Below are 25,935 nucleotides of genomic sequence, written 5' to 3'. Positions count from 1 at the left end.
CGGCGGGAAAACGTGCGGCGGGAGGACCGGCTATGATGGAATATGAGCAAGAAGTAAAGAGCCGGCTGGCGGAGGCCATCAACAGCAGCGCCATGAGCTTGGCGGAATTATCCCGGAGGACAGAGATTCCCTATACCACGATACAGGAATACGCCCGGGGTGTCATGCCCACTGCGGCCAGGCTGGGGCTGCTTTGCAGGGCGCTGGGGGTTTCGGCGGACGTTTTGTTGGGGTTGAGGGAATCATGAGAGAACTGACCCATTTGAGCCTGTTTTCCGGAATCGGAGGGCTGGACCTGGCGGCGGAAATGGCCGGGTTCAAGACCGTGGGCCAATGCGAATGGGCGGATTACCCCACAAAGGTGCTGGAAAAGCACTGGCCGGAGGTTCCCCGCTGGCGGGACATCAGGACGCTGACAAAGGAGAGTTTTTATGAGCGGACAGGTATACGGACAGTTGACGTTATTTCCGGGGGATTCCCCTGCCAGCCCTTTTCTGTTGCCGGAAAGCGAAGAGGCAAGGAGGATGACCGTTACCTCTGGCCTGAAATGCTCCGCGTTGTTTCGGAGCTCCGGCCTGCTTGGGTCGTTGGCGAGAATGTTTCCGGACTGGTTCGAATTGTACTTGACGAAATACTTGAGAATCTCGAACAGGCGGGTTACGCCGCGAGGGCATACACTTTCAAGGCTAGTGAAGTCGGGGCGCTCTTTGCAGGGGAAAGGATCGCTGTTGTGGCCGCGTCCAACGACAGGAGCGCCGTTATGCGGAGGAACGGGGAATTTCCGGCAGATGGAGGCGCTGCGGGATGCAGGAATAATCACAGAGGAGGAGCGCCGAAATTTGACGCAGGGGAATGGTGGACGCTCGAATCCCGCCCTTATGGAGTGGCTGATGGGATTCCCCATAGGGTGGACAGACTTAAATGCTTAGGCAACGCCGTAGTGCCCCAGCAGTTCTACCCTATCTTTCAGGCAATCTACAACATCATGACGACGCCCCGGAGCTGATCACCCGGCGGGATTGGAAAGGAAGCGTGAAAAATGAAACCTATCTATAAACCGAAAGGCCGTGCCGGAGAGTACGGCGACTATGCCATCAATATCTATAGAGGAAACATAATTAATTAAAGGAGAGTTCAAAATGACTAGACAGGAAGCGATTAATCATCTAAAGAATGATTGGTTCCGTTCACTAGGCGGTCAACTGTGTGTGGACGGTGACAAGATTGACAACTTTTTAGAAGCAGTCGGCATGGGAATCAAGGAGCTCTCTATCCCCGAGTCATCCAACCAAGCACAGATAGAAAAGGAGAAGAACGAGCCGCTTTCAGAAGAACGGTTCGAGGAAATCTGTGAAGCAGTACATAATGGCTGGTGGGAAGAGAAGAAACGTCAGGGAGTAACCGATCATCCTGATATGATTCCATATTCGGAGTTATCCGAGGAAGTAAAAGAATACGATAGGGTAACAACAAGACGAGTTTTGGATGCGCTTGGACTTGCCTACCGCCGCAAGCCAAAGGAGGCGGAATAAATGCTCTGGAAAGATTTTGCTGAGAAAGAAAGTTGCGACGGATGCCCTTTACTTGAAAATGAAATCTGCCCGGGAGGCTGGAAATGTTATGGCAATGAACCAATAGAACCTCCGTGTTGCAGTTTCGCCGACGACACCGATCTTGACATATGGGTGGAAAGGTTCTTAATCCAACAACAGAAGTGGGAGGAACGCGAAGACAGAAAAATACGGGAAGAACGGAAAAAGAAAGAACGTGCAGAAAAAGCCGTAGAGACCAGACGGGAAATGCGCTGGTATTGTCGGGGAGAGATTAGAGAGTTAAAACAGGCGGAAAAAGCCTTGCAAGCTCAAAAGGCCGTGGAGCGTTTGGCTTCCGACTTTGCCGAGGCAATCAATTTCACAAATGAAATGTTTCGTTATAAAGAAAGAAAACAAGTCAAACCGGAAATATCTGCCGAGGTTAAGCGCCTTGAGGAAGAAGTAGCATTGGCAAAAGAAAAGTACAACGCTAAGCGTACGGAGTTTTATGCTAAGCGCAAGGCCGAATCAAAGGAGATAGACCGTGATTGAAAATACAAAATGGCCCAGCTGTGAGCGTTGTATTCAGGATGGATGTTTAGAATGGGAAGATGGAATGCCACACGAATTTAGAGTGCATGAAGATGCTATTTACTACTTTGATCGGCATTACGGATGGGAAGGTGAAACAATCAGCTTTTGTCCATTTTGTGGCCGTCCTCTCACAGATGAGGCTTGGACAGAGTTGAAAAAGAGATTGGAGGGTCACTATGCGACGAGTGACTGGATCAGCGTCAAGGACAGGCTTCCAGAGGAAAGCGGGGATTATTTGGCGCTTCAAAATTCCGTAAATCAATATGTGTTGCATTTTTCATCAAGGCATCAGGCATTTAACTGCTATGATTTTGACGAAATTGCAAAGTACAAAATCACTGATATCACCCATTGGATGGAACTTCCAGAACCGCCGAAGGAGTTCGCTCCATGAGCCCCTGCAGCTGCTGCCCTATGCGGGACAGGTGCGACCACAGGAGCGCTCCGGAAGAGGTCAGGCGGGAGGTGTGCAGCTGGTTTGAGCTGGCGGAGAGGTATGGGATCAAGTGCTGCGGCTCCTGCGATTGGTACCAATGCGACATAGACAAGCCTATCTGCCAGAATTATTTGACTACCAAGGAGCCGGATGGATTTTGCGACGAATGGGAGGAAAGAACTTGACGAAAGAGCTTTTAGAGCAGTATCCGGATATCTGCGCGGAGATTAAGGAACTGGAGCAACGGATGCGTGAGCCGGTGACAGATACGGTTTCCGGTTCCAGTGAGGACTACCCTTATACCCAGCACGCGGTTTCTATCAAGGGAATCCCTCCTGATATGGCCCAACAGCGAGAGATCCTTTTGAGGCAAAAACTTGAGATTGAATCCTTTATAGCGCTATTACCTGAAAGCAGGCAACGGAGGATTGCCAAAGCAGTTATTGAACACGGAAAACTTCCTCCCTGGCCTAAAATTGCAAGGAAACTTGGATATCCTCCCAGCGCAGCAGAAAGCTTGAGAAAAACCTATGACAGAATCTTTACTGACTGCAAATAATTTTGTCCGCCGTGTCCGCCATGTCCGCCGTGTCCGTCTATAATAATAATAGAGCCAGTATAGATTACAGGCTTACGGAAGATACATATGGCGTCTTGCTTCGGCAGGACGCTTTTCTCATGCTCACAGGATTTCCCCGTCGGATAAAAGGAAGGCCAGATCGTGCAGTACGTCGAAAGGCAGGGGGCATTTCTCACCTTCCTCGTGAAGGATTCCGGCACTGTTTTTCCAGATTATCTTGGCGATCCGGGAAAATCCTTTTCGGACGGCAAGACGGGTGGTTTCTTCTTGAGCAGCCACCAGATCGCAGAGATTCTTGGGAAATTTCCCGGCGTCCAGGATGATCTGCATGGCGCGCACAAGATATCGGATATCCGTGTGATAGCCTCCTTGTACGAGCGGTTTGAGAGTTTTAATCATTTTGTTCATAAGAAAAAACCTCCAATACAATAGTTGTCAAATTTAGCGTAAAATCGACAATTGCTATTGTATCCCTGGAATATTCTGGAGAAACAAATTGTGATATATTGTGACTTATAGTGACAAAGGAAGTGACGCGATGCTTTGCCCTTATCCTACTGCATGTGAATATGACGCGTTCCGACGCACCGGCGAGCATACGTGCGGCCGTGTGAAATGCCCTTACCGGATCCATACAAGGCGTATTCTTGCCGGCCAGATTAAGCAGCTGGCGGCGCTGGAAAGCCGTACCGAGAGGCAGGAGGCTTATCTGGACAGGCTCAAAGCGCAGTATGCCGAGCTGCTGGAGAGCGGGTGAGGAAACCGGTGGCAGGAAAGCAGAATGAAAAAGCGGTAGAAGCCGAGCAGCTTTACCGTGATGGCGAAAAGCTGGCCGACATTGCCCGTAAGCTGGAAATACCCGCTGGCACCGTGCGTCGCTGGAAAAGTACCTATAAGTGGGATGGAGAGGGAAGTAAGCGGGAGGCGAACGTTCGGAAAGAGAAAGCGAACGCTCGGAAAGCAAAACGAGCGGCAGAGAAAAAAATGATCGCTTCTGTTGAGGCCAACGAGGAGTTGACCGAGAAACAGAAGCTTTTTTGTCTTTACTATGTGAAGAGCTTCAACGCCACACAGTCTTACCTAAAGGCATATGGCTGCGCCTATTCCACGGCCTTGACGGAAGGTCCCGCAACCCTGACAAATCCTCGGATTCGGGTAGAAATCCAGCGGTTAAAGGAAATCAAGCGACAGTCTCTCTTTGCCGATGTGGACGATCTGGTGGAAAAGCAGATGCGGATCGCATTTGCGGACCTGTCTGATTACATAGAGTGGGGCCGGGAAGAGGTCCCGGTGATGGCGGCGTTCGGCCCGGTGCAGGTTACAGACCCGGAGACCGGGGAGAAAGTGCCGCTGATGAAAGAAGTAAACGCCGTTCGATTCAAGGAGTCCTCACAGGTGGACGGCTCGGTTTTGGAGGAGGTCAAGGTGGGCCGGGACGGGGCCAGCGTGAAGCTGGCTAACAGGGATAAGGCTCTGCAATGGCTTTCCACCTACTTTATGGCGAACCCAATGGACCAGCACAAGGTGGAATACGACCAGAAACGCTTGGAGCTGGAAGAAAAGGTCAGGTTTGGAGAGGCTGGTCCAGAGCTGGCCGACGATCCTTTGAGCCGGTCTATAAAAGAGGTGATAGACGATGGCCTTCTCGAAAAAGCAGCTGGAGATATTGCTGTTCCCGAAGACTAAATATACCGCCCTGGTGTGCGACGGTGCGATCCGCTCTGGGAAGACCAGCGTCATGTCCCTCTCCTTTCTGCTTTGGGCCATGTCGAACTTTGACCAGCAGAACTTTGCGATCTGCGGCAAAAGCGTGCAAAGCGCGGTCCGCAACGTGATCCAGCCGCTCATGGGGGTGACATACTTCCCCAAAAACGGGTTTCGGCTGAATTACTCCATTTCCACGCACTGTCTCACGGTAACAAGGGGCAGCCGGACAAATCGTTTCTTTGTATTCGGCGGAAAGGACGAAAGCTCCTATATGCTGATCCAAGGCGTGACGCTGGCCGGGGTGCTGCTGGATGAGGTGGCCTTGATGCCCCGGTCCTTTGTGGAGCAGGCGCTGGCCCGGTGTTCTGTACAGGGCTCCCGGTTCTGGTTTAACTGCAACCCGGAGAATCCCCGGCACTGGTTCAATGAGGAATGGGTCATAGACCGGGAGCACAAGAAAAACCGGCTGCATCTGCATTTCCTGCTGGACGATAACCCGTCGCTGCCCCAAGAGGTCAAGGAGCGGTACGAAAACATGTATTCGGGTGTGTTCCGGGACAGGTATATCCTTGGGAAATGGACGGTGGCGGAGGGACTGATTTACCCCGAGGTGGCCGCTGGCCTGGGGATTGTGCCGAGCGTACCGAGGAACTATGTCAAGTATGCGATCTCTATCGATTACGGCACGCTGAATCCCTGCAGCATGGGCCTATGGGGCCTGTGTGATGGGGTATGGTACCGCTTCAAAGAGTTTTACCATAATGGGCGGGAGCTGCGCCGGCAGTTGACCGACGAGGAATATTATCAGGAGCTTGAAAAGCTGGCTGGGGACCGGAAAATTGAAATGGTGGTTGTGGACCCCAGCGCGGCTTCTTTTATTGCCTGTATCAGAAAGCACGGACGCTTTTTCGTTCGCCATGCCAGGAACGATGTGCTGGATGGAATCAGGAAGACCGCCGGCGCGTTTCAGGAGGGAAAGGTGGCGGTGTGCGACTGCTGCTCCGGCGCGGTGTCGGAGTTTTCTTCCTACCGCTGGGATGACAAGAAGAACGAGGACAAGCCAATCAAGGAGAACGACCATGCGATGGATGAAATACGTTACTTTGTCAATACGGTCTTGAGCGGTCACGGCATAGCTCGTGCCGCCCGTAGATTGTGACGCGGAAGGGGGGATACGGTGCGGAAAAGAGAGGAACTATACCCGGATTACGGGGCGGAAGCGGCCAAGATCAAGCAGGACGGCATTTCGGAAGAGCTGCTCAACAGTATGATAGACAAGCACAAGCATTGCCGGAACTGCATGAAAAAGCTGTATGAACGATACGAGGTGCTGCAGGAAGCGGTGCCGATTTTCCAGCGAAAGCCGCGGTTCGAAGAGGACACCATCAACAACCGGGTGAACAATGACTTCTTTGGCGAGATCTGCGACTTTAAGATCGGATACTTTGCGGGCAAGCCTATTTCCTATAGCTACAACAGGTCGGAGGACAGCAAGGCGGACACGGGCGGCGAGGAGGCAGTGGGCAGGGCGAATAAGGTTCTGGCAGACTTCGTGTACCTGAACAGCTTCCCGGATGTGGATATGGAGGTCACCAAGTTCGCCACGGTCTGCGGCTATTCCGGCAGGCTCTTATACCACGATCCCGAAGGGCGGGAACGGGCGATGCCCACACCGCCCTGGGAGACGATCCTGCTTTCCGAGATGGGAGATATCACGGAGCCGGATTTTGCGGTGCGTTACTGCCAGCACAAGGACCTGGATAACGTCGAATACTGGACGGCGGAATTTTACGATGGGGAAACCATCCGGTTTTACCGGGGAGATTACGGCGCGCTGAAGGACACCGGCGAGACAAAGGAAAACCTGTATGAGCTATGCCCGCTGCAGGGAGTCCCGAACAACCTGGAAATGCTGGGGGATGCGGAAAAAGTGTTGGGCGAGATCGACGATTACGACCGGGTATTTTCCGACGAGAGCAACGAGATCGAATCCTTTGCCAACGCCTACATGGAATATAAGAATGTCCAGATGGAAGATGGAGACATCGACAAGGCGCAGTCAAGCGGGTCTATCCAGTATTCCACAGATCCAGGCGTGGATGGGCATGTGGGCTTTATCACGAAGGACACCAGCGGCACGCAGACCCAACAGCACCTGGACCGTCTGGAGGACAATATTTACCGGTTTTCAAAGACCCCGAATCTCAACGATGAATCCTTCGGGACGGCTTCCGGCGTGGCGCTGAAATTCCGGCTCACGGGGTTGGAAAGCAAATGCGGCATGTTTCAGTCCAAAATGCAGAAAGCGGGCATTTACCTATTCCGTGCCCTTGCGAAAGCCTGGGGCAAAAAAGGAATTCGATTTGATCCCCTGGAGGTGGACATGAAGTTCAGCCGGAACTTCCCGCTGGATCTGGTAAGCGAGGCGCAGGCGGCGCAGACGATGATCGCCGCGGGACTTCCAAAGCGTGTGGTTTATGGACTGGCTTTCTCCGGCATTGACGACGTGGACGAGGTGCTGCAGGAGATCGAAAACGAGAAGGAGGATATCCCACCGCTGGAGGAAGGGCAGGTGACTGTGAATGCCGGAACTTCAAAGGCTGCTGACACAGGCCAGGCGGATCAGTGAACACCGGACGAAAGAGGCGGAGGGCGAAATCCGGCGGGTATACCAAAACCTGTTGAAGGATCTCCGGGCCTTTGTGGCGGGGGAGTACGAGCGGTTTGCCGTGGATGACAGGCTGGATTTCTCCATACTTCAGCAAAAAGGGGAGTTCGCCCGGTTTCTGGAGGAAACCCAAAAGATCGTAAACGCCCACGAGCCCGAGGTGAAGCGGGAAGTCCGGGACATTATCGAGCAGACCTATGCCCGGTGTTGGAGGGATTTTCAGGAGGCTGTGGGGAAAAGCGCCGATTCCGCTGCCTTGCGGGATGCCCTGCGGGGAGTGCGCGGCGTCACGCCGGAGGTGGTGAAGCGGGCCGTGATCAACCCTGTTTCCGGCCTGACCCTGAATGACCGGTTGGAAAAGCACCGCCAGGAGGTGATCTACAACATCAAGCAGCAGCTGGGCACGGGACTGACCCAGGGAGACCGCTATTCCACGATGGCCCGCCGGGTGGCGGGGGAGGTGGAGGGAAACTACAAAAAGGCCGTGCGTATCGTGCGGACGGAAACGCACCGGGTCCGTGAAGCGGGCTTCCATGACTCGGCCCTGGAAGTAGACAGTGCTGCCAGAGCGGCTGGGCTGCAGATGGTGAAAACCTGGCGCACCATGAAAGACGAACGGGTGCGGCCCAATGCCCGCTATAGGACTAAGAGCGGCTGGAAGACGGTGCGGCGCGGTCCGGCGGACCATCAAAAGATGGAGGGCGTTTCCGTACCTGTGGATCAGGAGTTCGATCTGGGCGGCGGCGTAAAAGCGAAAGCCCCCGGTCAATCCGGAGTGGCGGGGCAGGATATCAACTGCAGATGTTTTCTGGAATACGGGATGAAACCGTTGCAATCCCCGGAAAATGGGGATATACTGAATACAGTGAACATAGAATATCTGCCTGTGACGGGAGAGAGCATCAACCGGGTAGCACTGGTGGAGAGCCGCTTTTTGTCCCCGGAGAATAATCGTAAGTTGCAGGAATCCCACCAGAGCTTGCTCCGCGTCGTCATGGATCAGCCCGTGGGCACGGAGGCGTTTCGCGCCTATGATTCGGAGATGGGCCTGTTGGACAGCCGCATTGGTATGTTGGGTAAAGTAAAGGTGCCTCGTTTCAATCAGAATTACATCGTGATTCATAACCATCCCAGCGGGGAGACATTCTCGATGGGGGACGTCACAGCTTTTCTGGCAAATGATAAGCTGCGTATGATGACGGCTGTGGGCAATGATGGTTCGGTGTACCTGTTTGAAAAGGTGGGAGACAGCAATGTGAATGGTTTCAATAAATTCAGGAAAGCATTGCAGGGCCTGCATCCGGGGTATGATAGGGATCCGGAAGCCTATGTGGATTTTATGGAGAAACTGCTAGAGGGGGCCAAAAGGTATGGATTCCAATACAAAAAAGGCTAAACCGTATGAATATGATGAGCTGATGTTCGACGGGGATATGGACAGGGACCGCATGGAGGCCACCTGGCAAAGGCTTTGTGAGGAAGAAATGGCGAGACGGTCTCAAAGCTATGTGGAGCGGGCAAAGGCATTGAATTATTCCTGGGAGACCATTCGGGAAACCCTGCGGCAGGCTGAAGAAGCCGTGAAAAACGGTGATGACTATGACTTCGAGGCCCGCTTAAAGCTGCCGCATTAGGGGATATAGTACGATTCATTCAGCAGGGTTTCAATGGTTTACTCTAGAAGCGGAATGAAATCCAAAAGAAGGTGAAAGGATGATCTGGCTGAAAAATTTGGAGGCGATTACCCACGGCGGCCCGCCGGGGAAATGCCCGCATTGCGGCGGCAGCCATACGGATTGCTCCTTTTCCGTGGTGGTGCCCGAGAAGCGTCTTGGCTACGGAGATATCTGGTGTGAAGACTGTAAACACGCCTGCCATATTTCCCGCATTGAGGTTCTTCCAGGATTTCGGACGGGTCATACGCCGCCGGAAGGACTGGTTTATTCGTAATGGCTTCCAATACAAAAAAGGTCGAGCTGTAGGATACTAAAATACTGATGGTTGGCGGGGCTGCGGCCCGGCCGGCACGATCAGCGCAGAAAATAAGGAACAGACCGCCCCGGCGTTTGCCGGGGTGGTTTTTTCATACCCAAAGACAGAAACAGGGCGCCGGAAGGGCGCGGGTTTACGATCCAAAGGAGGAAAAGAGATGGCGGAAGAGACAGAAACCATGCAGCCGGGAGAGGCCGCGGGGAGGAACGCAGAGCCGTTGAGCGCGGAACCTGATACGCAGGAAGACGTGTCGGAGCGCATTTCCAAGGCGGTGGCGGAAGCCAAGAAGGAGGCCGAAGCCGAGCTGAAAAAGGTGCGCCGGGAGTTGGACAGCGTGAAAAAGGCCCATATGACCGAGGACGAAAAAAAGCAGGCCGACCTTACCGAGAGGGAAAGGGAGCTGGCCCAGCGGGAGGCGGAGCTGCAGAACGAGCGGAGCCGCATGTACGCAGTCAAGGCCATCAAAAAAGCCGGACTGGACGACGGCGGAGATAACGCCTTGGAGCTGGTGGATTTCGTGCTGGGCGACGACGAGGCACAGATCGACGCACGGGTGAAAGCGTTTGGCGCGTTGGTGCAGAAATATGTGGACGCAAAGGTGGAAGCCACTTTTAAGTCCGCGGGAAGAATCCCCGGCAAGGGGACGGAGGCAGAGCTGGAGGAATCCGGCATAGGGATTCGCGCCGCAAAGCGGTATGCGGAAAAAATCAAACTGTAAGGAGGACAACAACATGGCAGAGTATGCGACCGGCGGTTACTTCCATACGGAAAGCACCGCCGCAAGGCCCAATTTTATCGGGAGTGAGGTGGGGCTGATCAAAAAGACCGTACAGGTGCCCGCCTCCCTGGGGAAACAGGACGGGAAGTTTAAGATCGTTCCTGCGGGAACTGTCATCCCGGCCAATGACGCCACGGCGCAAGGGGTGCTGTTCGAGGACGCCAACGTGACCAACGGGGACCGTGTGGGCGCGATTGTGACCTCGGGCCATCTGCTGGGCAAGCAGCTTCCCGCCGAGCCTACGGCGGAGGCCCAGGAGGCGCTTCTGGCGAAGGGACTGTATTTTGACGATTGGGTTCCTGCGGTTCCCGAGACACCCACGAAGTAAAGGAGGAAATAACAGATGAATCTTTTGGAACTGATTTCTGACAAGGACTTGCTGGAGTTCTCGCAGAATTATCCCATCCAGCGCAGCTTTATGGGGGACGCCCTGTTCCCGGACCGGAAGACCGAACACCTGGAGGCCGAATATATGCGGCTGGCGGACGAACCAAATTTACCCTATGCGGCGGAGGTCCACGGTTTTGATACCGAGGCCCGTATCGGCACAAGAAAAGACCTGACCCGCGTAACGGTGGAAAAGCTTCTGATCAAAGAGAAGATCAATCTCTCCGAAAAGGCCCGTCTGCTGTTGAATCACGGGGTGAAGGATACCGCGCTGATCAATACCCTGTGGGACGATATGGGGAATATGGCCGAAGCGGTGAAGACCCGCACCGAAGCCATGAAGATGGAAGCCCTGCAGACCGGCAAGGTGACCATTGCGGAAAACGGCGTGAAGATCCAGATGGATTACGGCGTACCCGCCGGGAATAAGGTGACGGCAAACTGGAAAGAACCCACGGCGGACATTCTGGGAGATATTCAGAAGTGGGTGGATATTGGAGCGGAAAACGGCCATGCGCTGACCAAGGGCGTGACCTCCACCAAGATTTTGCGCCTGATGCAGAAGAACGAAGCCATCCAGAAAGCCATTCACGGCTCCACAGGGGTGGGCGTGTTCACATCCGCTGCGCAGCTCAATGCTTTGCTTTCCGATATGTTCGGCGGCTTGACGCTTACGGTGGATGACCAGCGCTATGTGACCTACGAGGATTCTCAGAAAACGGGCAAGAAAAAGACCAGCCGTTTCTTTGCAGAGAACGCCATGAGCCTGTTTGAGCCTGGAAACAGCGGCGCCCTGGGCGCGGGCCTGTGGGGCGTAACGCCCGAGGAAGAGGAAGCCGGTCCCTATACGGAGAAGTCGGCAAAGCAGTTTATCACCCTGACCCGTTGGGCGACGCCGGACCCGGTGGCGGTTTGGACCAAGGCCAGCGGCGTGTTTATCCCGGTCATCCCGAATCCCAACGGGCTTGTGACCGCGACTATCACCATCGCATAAGGAGGGGTGACAAATGCCTTATACCAAACAGACCTGGGCAGACCATGAAACGCCCCTGGACGCGGAACACCTGAACCATATGGAGCAGGGGATCGCTGAGGCATATACGGCTCCCGGCGCGGCGGTTGCGGACGTGGCGCAGGATGCGGACGCCGCGGCTCTTGCCGCGACGCTCAATGCTCTGCTTGCCTCGCTGCGCGCCTCCGGCGTGCTGGCGGAATGAACGCCGAGGATTGGGCGCGGCTGGAGATTCCGCTGCCGGACGACAGCCCGGAAACGGGATTGATGGCGGACGCGGCTTTGGAATGGGTTTGGGAGCATACCACGCTTTCCAAGGAAAAGGAGCTGCCCAACGCCGTGAAGCTGTTCGTTCTGAAGTATATCGACCTGATGGCCTCCACGGCCGGGGTCACGTCTGAAAGCCTGGGAGGAATGTCCCAAACGATGGACAGCGCCAACAAAGGCTTGCTCCTGCGTTCCTATGCCAAAGCCCTGTTGAGCCCGTGGCTGAAACCGGAGGGCAGGGTAATCCCGGCAAAGAGGCGGTGGAGCGATTGGCGGTAAAGTGGACCACGGCAAAGAACAAATTTCCAGACATGCAGGCTGCGGTAAAGGATTTGCAGGGGCGGAAGGTGACTGTGGGGAGTACCGGGGAAAACGCTTGGCTCGCCGGAATCCATGAATACGGCTGCCGGATTAAGGTGACGCCGAAAATGCGGGCCTGGTTTGCCAGGAATGGATTCCCCCTGAAAAAAGGCACCACGGAAATCGTGATTCCCGAACGTTCCTTTCTTCGGGCCGGATTCGACGAATATGCAGAGGATGTATTGGAGAAGTACGACGGCAATTTAAGCGCTGCCCTGGCGGGAGGGATTTCAATGGACAAGTTTTTGCAGGGGGTTGGCCTGGAGCTTGCCGGTAAGATCAAAAAGTATGCACGCGATCTGTCCAATCCGCCAAACGCTTCCATGACCCGGGAACGCAAGGGCGGCTCCAATCCTCTGGTGGACACGGGCGGGTTGATCGAAAGTATCAGCTACGAGGTGGAATGATGCCGAAACTTTTCAATTTTACCCGCCTGCTGCGGAAATACTCCTGTGAATTTGAGCTTTTGCGGCCGTCTTCCGGAGGCGAATATGTGGGCGGCTACTGGCGGGCTTTGGAGAAGCCGGAGCCGGAAACAAGAACAGGGGCCGTCGTTCCCATGTCCCAGAAGCGTATCCAGGATTCCGGCGGGACCTATACGGAAAGGGACTGTCAGCTCTATGTGCCGGCGCCTTTGCCGGACGCGCTGGAGGGGGCAAAGGTGCAATACCGGGGAAACCTGTATGAGCCGGTCCAGGATGCCGATTGGACGGAATATGCGGACGTGTGCGTGTACGTTTTGAAGTGGGTGAGCAAATTTGGAGAATCAGAAGAAAGTACAGACGGATATCGCGGAGGGGATGAAAAGGGCTCTGGGCTGTGAGGTGATCGCCTCCAACCAGACGGGGCCATCCCCTTCTTATCCTTATGTGTCCTTTACCGTGACAACGCCGGTGGTTTCCGATGGGAAAGGCTGGGCCAGGGACCGTGACGGCAGAGAGTTCAAAGACCTGGCGCAGATATGGAGCTTCACGGTTCAGTCCGAAGATCCCTTTCAAGCTGCACAGATAGCTTTGGACGCTTACGAGTGGCTTTCCACAGAGTCCGGGAACCTGTACTTGGCAGAGCGGGGGATCGTCGTACAAGGCCTGGGAAATATCGGGAACCGGGACAATCTTCTTTCCATCCAATACGAATACCGGGAGGGCTTCGATGTGACCTTCCTGCTCCGGCACACTTCAAAGGAAACTGTGTTCGATGTGGCGGGGGCCATTGAAACCATTGAATTTAACAAGGAGTGATAGAGATATGGCAGAAAAAACAAGGGCCCTGCTGGCCGGGGAAACGGCGGCGGGGGATACTGTTGTGGGCGGCGCGGATACCGATACCGGGAACCTCGCTTCCTATGATGTGGACGTGGAGCTTTCCCTTTCCAAATCGGTGGGTAAGTCCGGTTTTGGGATCCCTCTGATCCTGGTGGGCGGTCAGGAGAAAGAGATCCCCTATACCGAATGCCTGGACGCGGACGAGGTGGCCGCGGTGTTCCCCGCGGGGACGCCTGTCCATGATGCGGCAAAGCTGATGTATGCCCAGAGTACGGAGCGGTTCAAGATTGCGGTATGCGGCGCGAAGGAAAAAAGTGCGGTGAAGGTTTTCTCCCTGTTGGGGAAGGATTGGCGGCAGCTGGTAGTGCCCACGGCGGGGACTGAAGCGGACAGCACAATCAAGGAGATTTCCGACGCGGTGGAAAAGACGGACCGCATGTACTTTGCCACGGTGAAGGACCTGTCTGAAGCGCCGGGAAAAACGGTGGAATTGGAGGCGGGTAAAACCGCGCCCAGGGACCGCACGGTCTGCTTTAAGCATGGGACAAACGCTTATGCCGCTGCGGCCCTGGTAGGGGCTATCGCCCAGAAGGACCCCGGCACCTACACCTGCAAAAATCAAATTTTAAAGGAGCTGGAACCGGAAGCCCTGGACGATACGCAGATCAAGACGGCCCATGACGCGGGCTGCCTTTGTTTTGTGACCAAGGCCGGGGACAATGTGACCACGGAGGGCAAGACCCTGGGCGGCGAGTACATCGACATTATCGACAGCAAGGACTATGTGATCTACCGCATTCAGTACGGGAGCCAGAAGGTATTCAACCAGAACGACAAGGTGGCCTATACGGACAGCGGGATCACCCAGCTGGAAAACGTCTGTGTGACCGTCATGAAAGAATGCTACGGCGACGGGAACCTGATTATCGACACCGATGACAGCGGAAAACCCGCCTACAGCGTAAACTATGGCAGGCGCAGCGAGACCAGCGCGGCTGACAGGCAGGCCCGGCGCTACACGCTGGGAAGGTTCAGCTTTTCCCTGCTGGGCGCTATTCACACAGCTAAGGTCAAGGGCAGCATCATTGTTTAAGGGAAGGGGGAAGACAGGATGACAAAACAGTACAACGCAAAGGAATGCACCTTTACGGTGGACGATGTAATCATCACCGGATTTGGAGAAAGCATGGTGAGCGGCTCGAAGGATGAGGACGACTTTGAGGCCGTTGTGGGCGCCCAGGGCGACGTGATCATCAACGAGAGGAACAACGATCTGGGCACGGTGACGGCTACGGTGCAGGCTACCTGCCCGCAGTACAATTTCCTGCTGGAGTTGGCCCGCAACCGCAGAGTGGTGCCGGTATGGGCAACCAATAAGAGCCTGGGAGAGAGGTTCGGAGGCACCAAGGCGCGCATTCTCAAGGTGCCGGATGTGAAGAACGGCGCCAAGGCAGAGGACCGGGAGCTCCAGTTTAAGGTGTTTGATTACGTGGTAGAGCCCGCGTAGGAAAAGTATGGGAAAGCCGTGCGCTGCAAAGCGTGCGGCCCTTTTTTTAATTTAGGAGGAATGAAACTTGAAACCCTATCAGGTCAAAAGAAAATTCAACGGGACTTTGTTTACCGCCCAATTCAACGGCCTTTCCGCCGCTTTGAAAATGCAGGACTCCATTAATATGGACGGTACGGGCGTGACCAGCAACGAAAAGCTGGCTGCCTATATTTTTGAAAATGTCATTGTGGACCCGCCCCATCTTACGGCGGACGACGATGTTTTTCCGGATATGAAGACGCTCAACGAGGTCGTTACCTGGGGGCTGGGGGTAGCGAACGGCAAGTTTCGCGGAGAATCCGGAGACGCAGACGCTGAAAAACAGGGCAAGTGAAAACTGGCCCATGTGGAGGCTGATTTTTGACGGAGGCCTCAGTTACAACACGGTTTGGAACCAGATGACGCCGGAGGAGGTTGGCGAAGCCAACGCGGCGCTGGATTATTATATCCAGATTCAGAACGAAGCCAGGAAGAGGGGATAATGTGGCGGGGAAGAATGTAATACGCCAGGACGTAGTAGAGATTTCCTTCGAGGTGCGGGACGATCCTGTGGAAAAGGTCGGCAAAAGCGCCGACCGGATGAAAACCTCCGTCGTCTCCGCCACGGACCGGGCGGGAGACGGGCTGCGCGGCCTTTCCTCCCCTGCCAAAACCGCCGCCTCCCATGTGCTGGGGATTGGGACGGCAGCGGACGCCTCCTCGGGAAAACTGCGGGGGATGGGGGATTCCCTCCAGAACTTCGGCGGGAAGCTGGATGGCCTGGGGTCAAAATTGACGGCGAAGCTTGCCGTCCCGCTGACAGCGGCGGCGACTGCCGCCACCAAGCTCTACATGGATGCAGAAACCAGCTATGCCAAGGTTTCCACGATTGCCGACGAAACAGTGCTTTCCTACGATAAGCTGAAATCCGGTATTACCAAGACATCCAGGGAAACGGGCGTGGCGGTCACAGACCTCAACGAAGCCCTGTATCAGTCTCTATCGGCCGGTGTGGACAGCGGAAACGCCATTGCCTTCACCGGAGATATGGTAAAGCTGGCGAAAGGCGGTTTTACCTCCACGGAAAAAGCCGTGGACGTTGTCACCTCCGCCCTGAACGCCTATGAGATGAGCGCGGACCAGGCTGTGAGCGTTTCGGATAAATTGATCACGACGCAGAATGTCGGCAAGACCACGGTAGACCAGCTGGCCAGCAACCTGGGCCGGGTGATCCCCACGGCAAAGGCGTTCAATGTTGGGATTGACGACACCTGCGCGGCAATGGCCGACCTGACCAAGAACGGTATTGCCACGGCGGAATCCACGACTTATTTTAACTCCATGCTCAATGAGCTGGGAGCCAGCGGCACCAAGGCGGACAAGGCGCTTCGGGAAATGACCGGGCTTGGTTTTACCGAGTTGCTGAACGAGGGAAAGTCCATGACCGAAGTTCTGGACCTCCTGAAAACAAACGCCGAGGAGAGCGGGAAAAAGCTCTCCGATATGTTTGGAAGCCAGGAGGCCGGAAAGGCCGCGCTGACCATCATGAAAGACGGGGGCGCGGAATACAACTCCATTCTGGAGCAGATGAAGAACAGTGCGGGATCCACCCAAACGGCATTTGAAAAAATGGACAGCGACCCCGCAGCCCGAATGCAGAAGGAACTGAATAAGCTCAAGCTGGCGGGGATAGACGCGGGCGAAAAGCTTCTGCCGTTGGTAACCAAGCTGGTAGAGTTCATAGGGAACGCGGCGGAGAAGTTCAGCGGCCTGTCCGACAAACAGCAGGGCGATCTCCTGGGCCTGGGCGGTATTCTTGCTGCGTCGGGCCCCGCCCTAAAGGTGATCGGCGGCGTAACCAAGGGGATTGGCGGGATCGCGAAATCCCTGGGGAGCGGCAAGGGCGTGTTGGGAATTCTTGGAAAGCTCCCTGTACAATTGAAGCTGGTTGGAGCTGCGGCGGCAGTGACCGGGATAGCTCTTAAGGCCATGCGCGAAAAGGCCGCGGCTGACAGCCTGAAGGAACATTTTGGGGATGTCAGGCTGTCGATGGAGGAATGCGAGGACGTGGCCAGACGGCTTACCACCAACGGATGGACCATGAAGCTGGGGGCGGTGGTGGAAGCAAAAGCGGAGCTGGATCAAATCTATTCCGATCTGGAGACCGCGATCCAGGAGATTGAAAAGACAGGCTGGAAAGTGGGAATCGGCCTGGAGCTGACGGAAGAAGAAACCGGAAGCTTCCGGGAAAATATGGAGACCTTCATCGAGGAGAGCCTCCACCTGCTCCAGCAAAGCCAGTTTACAGCCACTTTGGCGATCGACGCTACCCTGACGCCGGGAAGCGCGGCTTCGGACAACTTGAAGTCGTTTACGAAGAAATTCCAGGAGGAAACCGGCGCGGAGATGACCCGCCTGGGCGACGAGCTGGCCCAGCTTACCAACGACGCGCTGTCGGACAATATTCTGAGCGCGGAGGAATTCGCGGTCATAGAAGAGAAAAGGAAGGAACTGCAGGCCTATACGGACAAGCTGGCCGAGGTGGAGATCCACGGCAGGCTGGCGAAAATTCAGCTGGACGCGCCCCGGGAAGGGCTGGACGCGGAAAGCTTTGCCGAGGTTTCCCGCCTGACAACGGAGGCGCTTCAGGAAAACCTGGACCATGCGGACACCTCGCTCACCATGACGCTGGGGCAGCTGTGGCTGGAATACCCTGACGGCGGCGCGGAATACGACAGGATGCTGCAGAGCATCCTGACGGACGATGCGAAAAACCGGGGCAGCTATGTGCTGGACAGCCTGCGGGTGGATTTGGGGACGCTGCAGACGAATTTCGAAGAGCCTCTCAATCAGTTTTCCAAGGCTCTGGACGAAGGCATGAACGGCAGGATGCAGGAGCTGCTCCAAAATCCGGAGAACCTGCAGAATCTTTTGGCCGGCGGAATTCCCGATTTGGTCACAGAGGCGTTTGCCTCGATGGATTGGGGAGATTCCGGAGCCATTGATAAGATGATCGAATCCATGCGGCCGAAGCTGTCTATGCTGGAGGAAATTGCCCAGACCTTTTACAGGGCCGGGCAGATCCCGCCGCAGAACATCACAAAGGGGCTGGAAGAGGGCTACAGGCTGGAAGCGGCGTCGGGAAAGCTTTCCGGTGAGCATATGTGGGGGCTGATGGCCTCTGAAATTGCGGGAAACATGGCCTATCGGGGCAGCATTTCGGCGGCTGTCCGGGAAACAGGGGAAATGATCCCGATGGAACTGGCGAATGCTTTGGCCTCGAATTATGGCCTGATTTACAATTCCGCCGCCGGGCAATTCCTGCAGATTAACGAGGCGGCGGTAGCCGGTGAGGCGCAGGTTAAAACCATGCTTTCCCAGCTGGGGACAGACGCCGCCGGTTCGCTGGTCCAGTCCCTGATGGAGCAGGAGCCCGCTGTGCGGGTGCAGGCAATGCTGCTGTTCAGCCAGCTGCAGTCCGTATCGGATGAGCAGAAACCGGCGATTGCGGCGACTCTCAACAATCTGGGAGTGGAGCTGTCGCAAAGCCTGCTGGACGAAATGGGGCTTGCGATCAATAACGACGGGCAGCTGGCCTATATAGCCAATGGGAAAATCGGGGATGTTGTAAAGAGCATGGATGCAAAATCTGCGGCGTCCACGCTGACGGCCCCCAAAATGGGGGAAATAGCAAACAGCCAGACCGTGGCAAACAATGCTTTGGACATCATGCAGGGCATCTTTAATGAAAACCCTATCACGGCGCATGTGGAGGTCGTGAGGACGGAAACTGTCTATGAGAGTGTGGCGAACGGGGCTAAAGCAGGAGCAATTGGGGAAAATGCCGCGGGCGGCGTTGTCCGGCAAAAACAGCTTTCCTGGCTGGCGGAGGATCAGTATCCGGAAACCGTCATTTCCTGGGACCCGGGCCGGCGAACCCGCTCCCTGGGACTGCTTCGCACCACAGCCCGCGCCCTGGGCGTAACAGATCTGCCGGACCGGAGCCGCCCGCTTCCAAAGCCGGAGATCAGTTACCGGCCTTCCGCGGTGTCGGGCTCTTCCCGAAGCTATGTGGACAACAGCCAGTACGCCCCGCAGTTTATCGCCAACTTCGGCAGCGGTACGGCGACAGACCGGGAAATGGAGAAAAAGGTGCGGGCGTGGGTTCTGGGCGCGCTGGATGATTACACGGCCCGGGAGAGCCGAAGGAATCCGGCGGTATTAGAGGTATAGCCACATGTGAATAATGCTGTTTCTTTTCCTTGTTTTGTGATATTATAAAAGTAAAATGGGGAGAGGAAATGATGGCATGAAAAAAGGTTTAACAGTATCTGTTTGCCTGCTGCTGCTACTTGTGTTTGCTGGGTGTTCACAAACTGCAAATACTGTTTCAATAGAGGACTTTTCCTTTTATGACGATAGTGGTAAAGAGATAGATTTCCCTACGTCGGAAGACAGTTCGATCTATTTAACGAGGCTGAATGCAGAAAAGGGCGGGGATTTTCAAACAAGATGTGGTGTGAAAATAGGAGATAGGGCAACAACAGCTTTTGAAAAGTATGATATAGACAAATTTTATTGGACAATCATCTACTGGCGCTCTGCTACAGAAGAAGAGAAAGCAAATATTGCTGATCTTAAACAAAAATATACTGTAGAAGAAGCGATAAAGCATTCCCCCGACTTCTTGAAAGGTAAGGAGTGCTTAGGCTTGACGTATTCCTATTATGAAGATGATGATGGAAAGCTAGTTTATTTAGAAACAGATGAAAAAGGACATTATGATTACGCCAGAATGATAAAGGAAGGTCGAAAAGTGTATAGCATGACCATCCATGTCAAGGATGAAAAAATAGCAGAGATAGGGATGGGATTTCAAGACTATAATTTTTCATAGGAACAAATTTTTAAAATCCTATGGTGAACCGCCAAAAACGCCCTGTCCCGATAACTGTTAGGGCGGAATTCTTATACCTATTATGATTTATACGTAAGAAAACACGTGTAAATTTTCTCTTTTCTTATTGACACGTATCGTAATACGTGCTATAATAAGTACAGTGAAAGGGGGAAGGCGGAATGAAAAGCTATTCCTCGCGGGAAATTATCAAGATGCTTCAGGACGATGGCTGGTACGAAGTGAGCTGCGTTGGGGACCATCATCAATTCAAGCATCCCACAAAGAAAGGGCGGGTAACGGTAACCCACCCGAAAAAGGATATCCCGGCGGGAACAGTAAGAAACATAGAGAAGCAGTCAGGGGTAAAATTCCCCTGACGGGCTTCCGCTTTCCCTCTAGTTTGTACAGAAAGGAGAACCGGCAATGAAGGACACGTATTCCTATATCGCCATACTGGATTTTGCAGAGGACGGAATCTCTATCGAGTTTCCTGATCTCCCCGGCTGCCTGCCCTGCGCGCAGACGCAGGAGGAAGCCTTGCGTAACGCGGAGGAGGCGATGGGACTGCACATTTATGGGATGGAGGCTGATGGAGAAGAGATTCCCGAATCAACGCCAATCAGCAAAATCCATCTGGAGAAGAACCAAGTCCCTGCGCTGATCTCTGTTTATATGCCTCTTGTCCGCCAGCAGGTGAAAAATGTTTCAGTGAAAAAAACGCTGACCATCCCCGCATGGCTGAACAGCGCGGCGGAGCGGAAGAACGTCAATTTCTCGCAGGTGCTGCAGAGCGCCCTGAAACAGACTCTGGGGCTCGACGATCAGCCCAGGGTGTAAAAAGATCAAAAAGAGGAGGCCTGCCACGCGGCGGGCTTCTTTTTTATGGAAAGGAGGGGGCTGCTTGGCGCTGATCAACGGGATCTATGTGTTTATCGATGAGGACGGGGAAAGGGTCGAACAGGAATATGAGCTTTCCAGCCATCCGGTGGAGGATGGGGAGGCGGTTGCGGACCATCTGCGGCCTCAGCCCTTTGTGATCAAGCTGCAGGGGGAGGTGGTGGGGCCGGATGCGGCGCAGAAACTGGCAAAGCTGCGGCAGTTGGCCGCCACCGCAACACCGGTGACCTATGCCGGGCGGAATTACGACAAAAACATGCTTATTACCAGGTTCGACACGGGGCACCCCGGCAGTGTGATGGCGGGGCTCACCTTTGAGATGGAGCTGAAGCACGGGAGGTTTGCCAGAAATTCCTATGTTGGCCAGTCCTCCGACCCGCGGCAAAACGCCGGGACGCAGCAGATTCAGGAAAACAGTACGGAGGAAAAAGTCTATTATACTGTGAAGGCGGGGGACACCATCTGGGATCTGGTGGCTGCCCCTCATGCGCCGTATCCCACCAAGACCTATGGGTTCACCTGCAGCGACGTGATTGCCAGGAATCCACAGGCCTTTTCCATATCCGGGGATCCCACCTCCATGCAGGTGGGGGCGAGGCTTTGGGTAGGGAACAGGAGGAAGTGATATGAGAGACAGGATCGAGATTAACAAAAATCTGATCCCCTATCGGTTTGATATCGTGTTGGCGGGCAGGGCCTATACCTTTTTCGTGGATTACAACCGGACCGCCTGTTTTTTTACCGTTAGCCTGTACGACAGCGCAGGATCCCTGCTCTGCTCGGGGGAACCCCTGGTTTACGGGATGCCGCTGTTCCGGGACGTGTACCGGGCCGGGGTTTTCCCGGCGCTGGACCTGACGCCGCTGGATGAATCCGGGCAGGAGCAGGCCGTGACCTGGGAAAACCTGGGGGAGACGGTGTTCCTGACCGTGGACGACGAAGGGGGCGGCGCTGTTGGCTGACAAAAGATACAGCGGGGAAGCGCTGGGACCCCGAGGGGAAAGGGAACGGTATTCCAGGGTGATCCGGGCGCTGGATCTGCTGAAGGAGGATCTTTCCCAATCGGTACCCTCGCCGCCTTCGGGGCTGTTCGGCGCCAGAGCGGTTTTGAGAGCGGGCGGGTCCGTTATTGACCTTGCCAATCTGGATTTGGAGTTTACCGTTCCTTTTGACGACGACACCACCGCCAATGAGGCGGAATTTACCGTATACAATTTAAGCCGGGCCACACGGGAACGGCTGGAGCTGGACAAGGCAGTCACGCTGACAGCGGGATATGGGGACGATACCGGCGTGATCTTTTCCGGCGTCATCTCGGACGTAAAGAGTCCCTGGGTGGGCGTGGACCGGAAGACGGTCATCAGCGCCGTGGACAATCCCGCTCTGAAGGAAAAGGACGTGGAGAACATATCCTTTTCCGCCGGGACCAGCGCATCCTACATTCTGAGGGCTCTGCTGGAACGCCTGGGGCTGCCGATCGCCGTGTTCCGGGCGCGGAAGGATCACATCTATGAGGACGCTGTGACGGTGAGCGGGGGAATCATGCAGAGCATTGACAGGTACGCCCGGACCTGCGGCATCTCCACCTATATCCAGCGCGGGAAGATTTATGCGCAGGACGTGCGGGAGAGCACAAACGGGCTGCGTTTTGATTTGGATTCCTCCCACGGGCTGCTGGAGAGTCCGGAGCCCTTTCAGGAGGAGCTCAAGGAGGACGGGGAGACGGAGATCCGGAAGGGATACAGGCTGAAGCTGCTGCTGCAGCACCGGGCCATGACGGGTTCTCTGGTAAATCTCAGGACAAGGGATGTGACGGGGGCCTTCCATGTGCTGGAGGGAAAGCACGTGTATAACGGCACGGATTTTATTACGGAATTGACGGTGATTTGAGGTATGGCAAATTCTTTAGGGGGCCTGGGCAGCGGTATCGCTGAGCAGGCTCTTTTACATACCCATACAGCCTATTTGGCAAGGCTGCTTCGGGTGGATTTAGAAAAAGGGGTGGCCGACGTGCAGCCGTTGACGCTGCAGAAGCCTCTGGGCGGAAAGGGGACGCCGCAGCCCCCGGTGCTGGGAGTGCCCATCCTCTGGAATGCCCGGTACAAGCTGGGCTGGGGCGAGACCTGCGCCGCCGCAGGGGGCTTGGGGCGGCATCTTGTGATGGAGCCGATCCGGGCGGGGGAGATCGCCCTGTGCGTGGTGTGTGAGCGGGACATTTCCGGCGCCCGGCGCGGGCGGTCCGAAACGCCGCCGGCAGGGCATCACGAAATCAAGGACAGCGTGGTGGCGGGGGTGATCGTATGAAGGGCTTTGCGTTGGACCACGGCGGTGATTTGGAGCTGCGCGGCGGACGGATCCGAATGATAGAGGGGAACGAGCTGCTCCGGCAGACCTGCGAATGCGTCTTGGGGACAAACCGGGGCGAATGGGCGGGGAACCCCGAGGAGGGCATCGACCGAAGGGCCCTGCTGACAGGGAAGCATCCGGACGGGGAAACGCTGCGGGGAGAGCTTTTGGCAGGGCTGCAGCAGGTGGATGAGAGCTTTTCTCTGGAGAGTTTTTCCTGTGAGATGACCTCGGAGCGGAGGCTGCTGCTCACCTTCAGCGCCCGCAGCGGAAGCGGGGAGGCAGTGACGGGCAGCAGGATGGTATAAAGGGGGAACGTATGGCGGCATTGACGGAAAAAGGATTTCAGCGGCCCCTGTATGAAGAGCTGCTGGCAAAACGGGTGGAACGGGCAAGGGCTCTGTTTGGGGCGGATATTGAGACGGACGAGAAAACGCCCTTCGGGAAATATATCCGGCTTGAGGTGGAAAACCTGGCGCAGGCTTATGAAGAACTGGAACGGATTTACTATGCGATCTTCCCCAACACCGCAACGGGGTCCAGTTTGCAGCGCCTCGTCATAGAAGCGGGGCTCAACGGGAGGAACCCGGCGACACGGGCGGTTCACCGGGTTTTGCTCACAGGGCTTCCGGGATACGCTGTCCCTGCGGGCTTTCTGGCGGCGACGGAAGATGGTCTGGAATTCCACACGGAGCAGGATACCGTTCTGGGGGATGACGGCACGGCGGAAGCGCTGTTCTACGCTAACGAACCCGGTGAAAGCGGGAATGTGCCTGCAGGCTCTCTTGTCAGGATTGTGGAGGCTGATGCCCGCGTGACCGGGCTGCGCCATTTGGGCATAGAGGAATCCGGAAAGGACGAGGAGACGGATCCGGAACTCCGGACCAGGTACCGCCAGGCCAGGTCCGGCACGGGCAGTTCCACCGCCGATGCGATCCGGGCGGCGGTTCTCCGGGTTTCCGGAGTCCGCGCCTGCACGGTGATGGAAAACGACGGGGAGGAGACCGATGCGGCTGGACGTCCTCCGGGCTCCTTTGAATGCGCCGTGTTTGCCCCGTCGGAACTTGACGCGCAGATTGCCCAGGCGATTTTCCGCAGGAAGCCGGCCGGCATTAAGGCCTGGGGAAGTGTGGGCGTTGAGGTGAAGGATGAAAGCGGCACGCCCCATCTTATCCGGTTTTCCCATGTACTGGACAAGATCCTGTACGCAAAGGTCAGAATCGCTGTGGACGATTCCTTCCCTAAAGGAGGAAGCGACCAGGTGAAAGCGGAAATTTCCGCCTGTCTGGACAAGCTTTCCAACGGAGCGGATGTGATCCTGTCCAGGCTGTACGGTCCGGTGCTCTCCGTGCCCGGGGTCTGTGACGTGGTGAGCTTGGAGCTCTCTGCGGACGGGGAGACGTTTTCCGCCGCAAACATCTCCTGTACGGCAATGGAGGCGGCTACAATTCCCCCGGAGCATGTGACGGTGGAGGTGGAAACCTATGAAGACCAGTGACCTGGTAAGGAAGCTGCCCGACGTATACCGGAAGGATCCAAAGAGCAACAACTACAAGCTGCTGCAGCTTTCAGCGGAAGCTCTGGAGGAGCTGCGGGAGGCTGCCGCCCTGACGGAGGAGAGCCAGGATATCCGCACGGCGATTGGAAAAACCCTGGACCTGCACGGAGAAAAGGTGGGCCAGCCGCGGGGAAGCGCGGACGACGCCAGATACCGGGTGCTGCTGTATCATAAAATGGCCCGGGACCGGGGGGACGGCACTCAGCCGGACATTTCTGTGGCGCTGCAGAACATCATGGAATGCGGACCGGGGGAGTTCACGATCCGCGACAGGGAGGACCGGGACAGACGGGTGAGGATGCGGGTCGCCGGCACGCAGGTTCTGGAACAGTCTCCGGCTTCCAAAGCGGAGATCAAGGCCATATTGGACCAGCTTTTGCCGGCGGGAGTCTCCTTTTCCTTTCAGATTCCCTATTTGTCGGAATTCCTGCTTGAGCAGAGCCTTGCGCCCGTTCTGTTTACCATAAGGGCGGGCGTGGATTTTTGGGCGTTGAAGCCGGTACCCCTGGACGGCAGCAGGCTTCTGGACGGAAGCTGGAAGCCGGGTTTCTGGAGGTTCGGCCTCTTCCTTCCCCATGCGTTCCGGCTGCGGTGGGCATGCAGGCTCCCGGTGCGGTCCGGCGCTTCCGTCACCATGCATTCTCCTGTCTGGAGGCTGGACGGGACCTATCTGCTGGATGGCACAAAACGGCTGCGTGCGGGACAGACAAAAAAGGAGGATTTTTAAATGGAAAGTGAAAACAATGTGATCTGCCTGGAGCTGCGCAGACGCCTCTGCGGGCTGCTCAGCGGATCGCTGCAGGCACTCTCCCCTGTCCGGTATATTGCACTGGGAACCGGAGGGCAGGACGAAGCGGGGAACCCCCTAATCCCCTCTGAAACGCAGGCATCCCTCCACAACGAGGTGGGACGCTACCCGGTTGCGGAACCGGCCTATCCGGATGAGACCACGGCGCGGTTCAGCATCGTGGTCCCGGAGGGAGAACTGGCCGGCATGGGCCTGAATGAAATGGCGCTGGTGTCCGGGGACGGCGCCCTCTATATGCTGAGGAACACCTTGCCGAAGTTCAAAGAGGAAGACGAAGAGTTTGAATTCGTCTTTGACTGCAAGCTATAGGAACAGGGGGA

At 55.7% G+C, this 25,935-nt stretch carries 39 protein-coding genes; 38 read left to right on the top strand and 1 reads right to left on the bottom strand.

Annotated elements, in window-relative coordinates:
• The first annotated feature begins 32 nt into the window (after nucleotides 1–32).
• From BN3911_RS13530 to BN3911_RS13500, 7 genes are all read left to right on the top strand, one after another.
• Entirely contained in the window at nucleotides 33–248 is a 216-nt protein-coding gene (locus BN3911_RS13530; protein WP_066866533.1) for a helix-turn-helix domain-containing protein, read from the top strand.
• Entirely contained in the window at nucleotides 245–1,006 is a 762-nt protein-coding gene (locus BN3911_RS13525) for a DNA cytosine methyltransferase (RefSeq protein ID WP_066866526.1), read from the top strand. The genes BN3911_RS13530 and BN3911_RS13525 overlap by 4 nt, the downstream gene beginning before the upstream one ends.
• A gap of 133 nt (nucleotides 1,007–1,139) precedes the next feature.
• Complete coding sequence (locus tag BN3911_RS17410; RefSeq protein ID WP_066866524.1) at nucleotides 1,140–1,532, top strand: hypothetical protein; 393 nt, start codon at nucleotides 1,140–1,142, stop codon at nucleotides 1,530–1,532.
• A complete protein-coding gene (locus BN3911_RS13515) occupies nucleotides 1,533–2,084 on the top strand; it encodes a hypothetical protein (protein WP_066866520.1) in 552 nt (183 codons plus the stop codon).
• Nucleotides 2,077–2,520, top strand: a complete 444-nt coding sequence (locus BN3911_RS13510) for a DUF551 domain-containing protein (RefSeq protein WP_066866518.1) — start codon at nucleotides 2,077–2,079, stop codon at nucleotides 2,518–2,520. Before BN3911_RS13515 ends, BN3911_RS13510 begins: the two co-directional genes overlap by 8 nt.
• Nucleotides 2,517–2,747, top strand: a complete 231-nt coding sequence (locus BN3911_RS13505; RefSeq protein WP_066866516.1) for a hypothetical protein — start codon at nucleotides 2,517–2,519, stop codon at nucleotides 2,745–2,747. Before BN3911_RS13510 ends, BN3911_RS13505 begins: the two co-directional genes overlap by 4 nt.
• Nucleotides 2,744–3,121: an ARID/BRIGHT DNA-binding domain-containing protein gene (locus BN3911_RS13500; RefSeq protein ID WP_066866514.1), complete on the top strand. Its 378-nt coding sequence runs from the start codon at nucleotides 2,744–2,746 to the stop codon at nucleotides 3,119–3,121. The genes BN3911_RS13505 and BN3911_RS13500 overlap by 4 nt, the downstream gene beginning before the upstream one ends.
• Nucleotides 3,122–3,244: 123 nt before the next feature.
• Here BN3911_RS13500 and BN3911_RS13495 read toward each other — a convergent pair whose 3' ends face one another.
• A complete protein-coding gene (locus tag BN3911_RS13495) occupies nucleotides 3,245–3,550 on the bottom strand; it encodes a hypothetical protein (protein ID WP_066866512.1) in 306 nt (101 codons plus the stop codon).
• 130 nt (nucleotides 3,551–3,680) lie between these two features.
• Here BN3911_RS13495 and BN3911_RS13490 point away from each other — a divergent pair, with 130 nt between their 5' ends.
• The 31 genes from BN3911_RS13490 to BN3911_RS13345 all read left to right on the top strand — a co-directional run bounded on the left by BN3911_RS13490 (nucleotide 3,681) and on the right by BN3911_RS13345 (nucleotide 25,924).
• Nucleotides 3,681–3,899, top strand: coding sequence for a hypothetical protein (locus BN3911_RS13490; protein WP_066866511.1), 219 nt, complete (start codon nucleotides 3,681–3,683; stop codon nucleotides 3,897–3,899).
• Nucleotides 3,900–3,907: 8 nt separating this feature from the next.
• Nucleotides 3,908–4,828, top strand: a complete 921-nt coding sequence (locus BN3911_RS13485; RefSeq protein ID WP_066866510.1) for a terminase small subunit — start codon at nucleotides 3,908–3,910, stop codon at nucleotides 4,826–4,828.
• Complete coding sequence (locus tag BN3911_RS13480) at nucleotides 4,779–6,008, top strand: PBSX family phage terminase large subunit (protein WP_066866509.1); 1,230 nt, start codon at nucleotides 4,779–4,781, stop codon at nucleotides 6,006–6,008. The genes BN3911_RS13485 and BN3911_RS13480 overlap by 50 nt, the downstream gene beginning before the upstream one ends.
• A gap of 18 nt (nucleotides 6,009–6,026) precedes the next feature.
• A complete protein-coding gene (locus BN3911_RS13475) occupies nucleotides 6,027–7,478 on the top strand; it encodes a phage portal protein (protein ID WP_066866508.1) in 1,452 nt (483 codons plus the stop codon).
• On the top strand, nucleotides 7,432–8,913 hold the full coding sequence (locus BN3911_RS13470) for a phage minor head protein (RefSeq protein ID WP_066866507.1): 1,482 nt from the start codon (nucleotides 7,432–7,434) through the stop codon (nucleotides 8,911–8,913). Before BN3911_RS13475 ends, BN3911_RS13470 begins: the two co-directional genes overlap by 47 nt.
• On the top strand, nucleotides 8,888–9,151 hold the full coding sequence (locus tag BN3911_RS13465; protein ID WP_066866506.1) for a hypothetical protein: 264 nt from the start codon (nucleotides 8,888–8,890) through the stop codon (nucleotides 9,149–9,151). The genes BN3911_RS13470 and BN3911_RS13465 overlap by 26 nt, the downstream gene beginning before the upstream one ends.
• Before the next feature lie 79 nt (nucleotides 9,152–9,230).
• Nucleotides 9,231–9,467, top strand: a complete 237-nt coding sequence (locus BN3911_RS13460) for a hypothetical protein (protein WP_066866504.1) — start codon at nucleotides 9,231–9,233, stop codon at nucleotides 9,465–9,467.
• Between the two features lie 199 nt (nucleotides 9,468–9,666).
• Nucleotides 9,667–10,227, top strand: coding sequence for a capsid assembly scaffolding protein Gp46 family protein (locus tag BN3911_RS13455; RefSeq protein ID WP_066866502.1), 561 nt, complete (start codon nucleotides 9,667–9,669; stop codon nucleotides 10,225–10,227).
• 13 nt (nucleotides 10,228–10,240) lie between these two features.
• Nucleotides 10,241–10,615 (top strand): hypothetical protein, encoded by a 375-nt coding sequence (locus tag BN3911_RS13450; protein ID WP_066866500.1) that lies wholly within the window; start codon nucleotides 10,241–10,243, stop codon nucleotides 10,613–10,615.
• 15 nt (nucleotides 10,616–10,630) lie between these two features.
• A complete protein-coding gene (locus tag BN3911_RS13445; RefSeq protein WP_066866497.1) occupies nucleotides 10,631–11,668 on the top strand; it encodes a major capsid protein in 1,038 nt (345 codons plus the stop codon).
• A 13-nt stretch (nucleotides 11,669–11,681) separates the two neighbouring features.
• A complete protein-coding gene (locus BN3911_RS13440; protein ID WP_066866495.1) occupies nucleotides 11,682–11,891 on the top strand; it encodes a hypothetical protein in 210 nt (69 codons plus the stop codon).
• Entirely contained in the window at nucleotides 11,888–12,232 is a 345-nt protein-coding gene (locus tag BN3911_RS13435) for a head-tail connector protein (RefSeq protein ID WP_066866494.1), read from the top strand. The genes BN3911_RS13440 and BN3911_RS13435 overlap by 4 nt, the downstream gene beginning before the upstream one ends.
• Nucleotides 12,223–12,720 (top strand): hypothetical protein, encoded by a 498-nt coding sequence (locus BN3911_RS13430; protein ID WP_207644523.1) that lies wholly within the window; start codon nucleotides 12,223–12,225, stop codon nucleotides 12,718–12,720. Before BN3911_RS13435 ends, BN3911_RS13430 begins: the two co-directional genes overlap by 10 nt.
• Nucleotides 12,717–13,136, top strand: coding sequence for a hypothetical protein (locus BN3911_RS13425; RefSeq protein ID WP_147578613.1), 420 nt, complete (start codon nucleotides 12,717–12,719; stop codon nucleotides 13,134–13,136). The genes BN3911_RS13430 and BN3911_RS13425 overlap by 4 nt, the downstream gene beginning before the upstream one ends.
• Entirely contained in the window at nucleotides 13,072–13,554 is a 483-nt protein-coding gene (locus BN3911_RS13420; protein WP_187127754.1) for a phage neck terminator protein, read from the top strand. The genes BN3911_RS13425 and BN3911_RS13420 overlap by 65 nt, the downstream gene beginning before the upstream one ends.
• A gap of 7 nt (nucleotides 13,555–13,561) precedes the next feature.
• Nucleotides 13,562–14,671 (top strand): DUF3383 family protein, encoded by a 1,110-nt coding sequence (locus BN3911_RS13415; RefSeq protein ID WP_066866489.1) that lies wholly within the window; start codon nucleotides 13,562–13,564, stop codon nucleotides 14,669–14,671.
• An 18-nt stretch (nucleotides 14,672–14,689) separates the two neighbouring features.
• Complete coding sequence (locus tag BN3911_RS13410; RefSeq protein ID WP_066866487.1) at nucleotides 14,690–15,085, top strand: phage structural protein; 396 nt, start codon at nucleotides 14,690–14,692, stop codon at nucleotides 15,083–15,085.
• A 67-nt stretch (nucleotides 15,086–15,152) separates the two neighbouring features.
• The gene (locus tag BN3911_RS13405) at nucleotides 15,153–15,461 is read left to right on the top strand and encodes a hypothetical protein (RefSeq protein ID WP_066866485.1); all 309 of its coding nucleotides are present in this window, start codon (nucleotides 15,153–15,155) and stop codon (nucleotides 15,459–15,461) included.
• 10 nt (nucleotides 15,462–15,471) lie between these two features.
• Nucleotides 15,472–15,609, top strand: a complete 138-nt coding sequence (locus tag BN3911_RS17235; RefSeq protein ID WP_154669705.1) for a hypothetical protein — start codon at nucleotides 15,472–15,474, stop codon at nucleotides 15,607–15,609.
• A 1-nt stretch (nucleotide 15,610) separates the two neighbouring features.
• Nucleotides 15,611–19,339: a phage tail tape measure protein gene (locus BN3911_RS13400; RefSeq protein WP_066866483.1), complete on the top strand. Its 3,729-nt coding sequence runs from the start codon at nucleotides 15,611–15,613 to the stop codon at nucleotides 19,337–19,339.
• A gap of 76 nt (nucleotides 19,340–19,415) precedes the next feature.
• Nucleotides 19,416–20,003: a hypothetical protein gene (locus tag BN3911_RS13395; protein WP_066866481.1), complete on the top strand. Its 588-nt coding sequence runs from the start codon at nucleotides 19,416–19,418 to the stop codon at nucleotides 20,001–20,003.
• Between the two features lie 182 nt (nucleotides 20,004–20,185).
• Nucleotides 20,186–20,383, top strand: coding sequence for a type II toxin-antitoxin system HicA family toxin (locus BN3911_RS13390; RefSeq protein WP_066866479.1), 198 nt, complete (start codon nucleotides 20,186–20,188; stop codon nucleotides 20,381–20,383).
• Nucleotides 20,384–20,429: 46 nt separating this feature from the next.
• Nucleotides 20,430–20,843 (top strand): type II toxin-antitoxin system HicB family antitoxin, encoded by a 414-nt coding sequence (locus tag BN3911_RS13385; RefSeq protein WP_066866477.1) that lies wholly within the window; start codon nucleotides 20,430–20,432, stop codon nucleotides 20,841–20,843.
• Between the two features lie 64 nt (nucleotides 20,844–20,907).
• On the top strand, nucleotides 20,908–21,528 hold the full coding sequence (locus BN3911_RS13380; RefSeq protein ID WP_066866475.1) for a type IV pilus assembly protein FimV: 621 nt from the start codon (nucleotides 20,908–20,910) through the stop codon (nucleotides 21,526–21,528).
• A gap of 1 nt (nucleotide 21,529) precedes the next feature.
• Nucleotides 21,530–21,865, top strand: a complete 336-nt coding sequence (locus tag BN3911_RS13375) for a phage baseplate plug family protein (RefSeq protein WP_066866473.1) — start codon at nucleotides 21,530–21,532, stop codon at nucleotides 21,863–21,865.
• The gene (locus tag BN3911_RS13370) at nucleotides 21,858–22,793 is read left to right on the top strand and encodes a phage protein (RefSeq protein ID WP_066866471.1); all 936 of its coding nucleotides are present in this window, start codon (nucleotides 21,858–21,860) and stop codon (nucleotides 22,791–22,793) included. The genes BN3911_RS13375 and BN3911_RS13370 overlap by 8 nt, the downstream gene beginning before the upstream one ends.
• A 3-nt stretch (nucleotides 22,794–22,796) precedes the next feature.
• A complete protein-coding gene (locus tag BN3911_RS13365) occupies nucleotides 22,797–23,207 on the top strand; it encodes a hypothetical protein (RefSeq protein WP_066866469.1) in 411 nt (136 codons plus the stop codon).
• The gene (locus tag BN3911_RS13360) at nucleotides 23,204–23,557 is read left to right on the top strand and encodes a contractile injection system sheath initiator (RefSeq protein WP_066866467.1); all 354 of its coding nucleotides are present in this window, start codon (nucleotides 23,204–23,206) and stop codon (nucleotides 23,555–23,557) included. Before BN3911_RS13365 ends, BN3911_RS13360 begins: the two co-directional genes overlap by 4 nt.
• An 11-nt stretch (nucleotides 23,558–23,568) precedes the next feature.
• On the top strand, nucleotides 23,569–24,747 hold the full coding sequence (locus BN3911_RS13355) for a baseplate J/gp47 family protein (protein WP_066866465.1): 1,179 nt from the start codon (nucleotides 23,569–23,571) through the stop codon (nucleotides 24,745–24,747).
• Nucleotides 24,734–25,534 carry a hypothetical protein gene (locus BN3911_RS13350; protein WP_066866463.1) on the top strand — a complete coding sequence of 267 codons (801 nt, stop codon included), beginning with the start codon at nucleotides 24,734–24,736 and terminating at the stop codon, nucleotides 25,532–25,534. Before BN3911_RS13355 ends, BN3911_RS13350 begins: the two co-directional genes overlap by 14 nt.
• The gene (locus BN3911_RS13345) at nucleotides 25,535–25,924 is read left to right on the top strand and encodes a hypothetical protein (RefSeq protein ID WP_066866461.1); all 390 of its coding nucleotides are present in this window, start codon (nucleotides 25,535–25,537) and stop codon (nucleotides 25,922–25,924) included.
• Nucleotides 25,925–25,935: the final 11 nt, after the last annotated feature.

It is taken from the genome of Neglectibacter timonensis, from assembly GCF_900048895.1.
Taxonomy (GTDB): Bacteria; Bacillota; Clostridia; order Oscillospirales; family Acutalibacteraceae; genus Acutalibacter; species Acutalibacter timonensis.
This window is presented reverse-complemented; position numbering and strand designations above follow the sequence as displayed.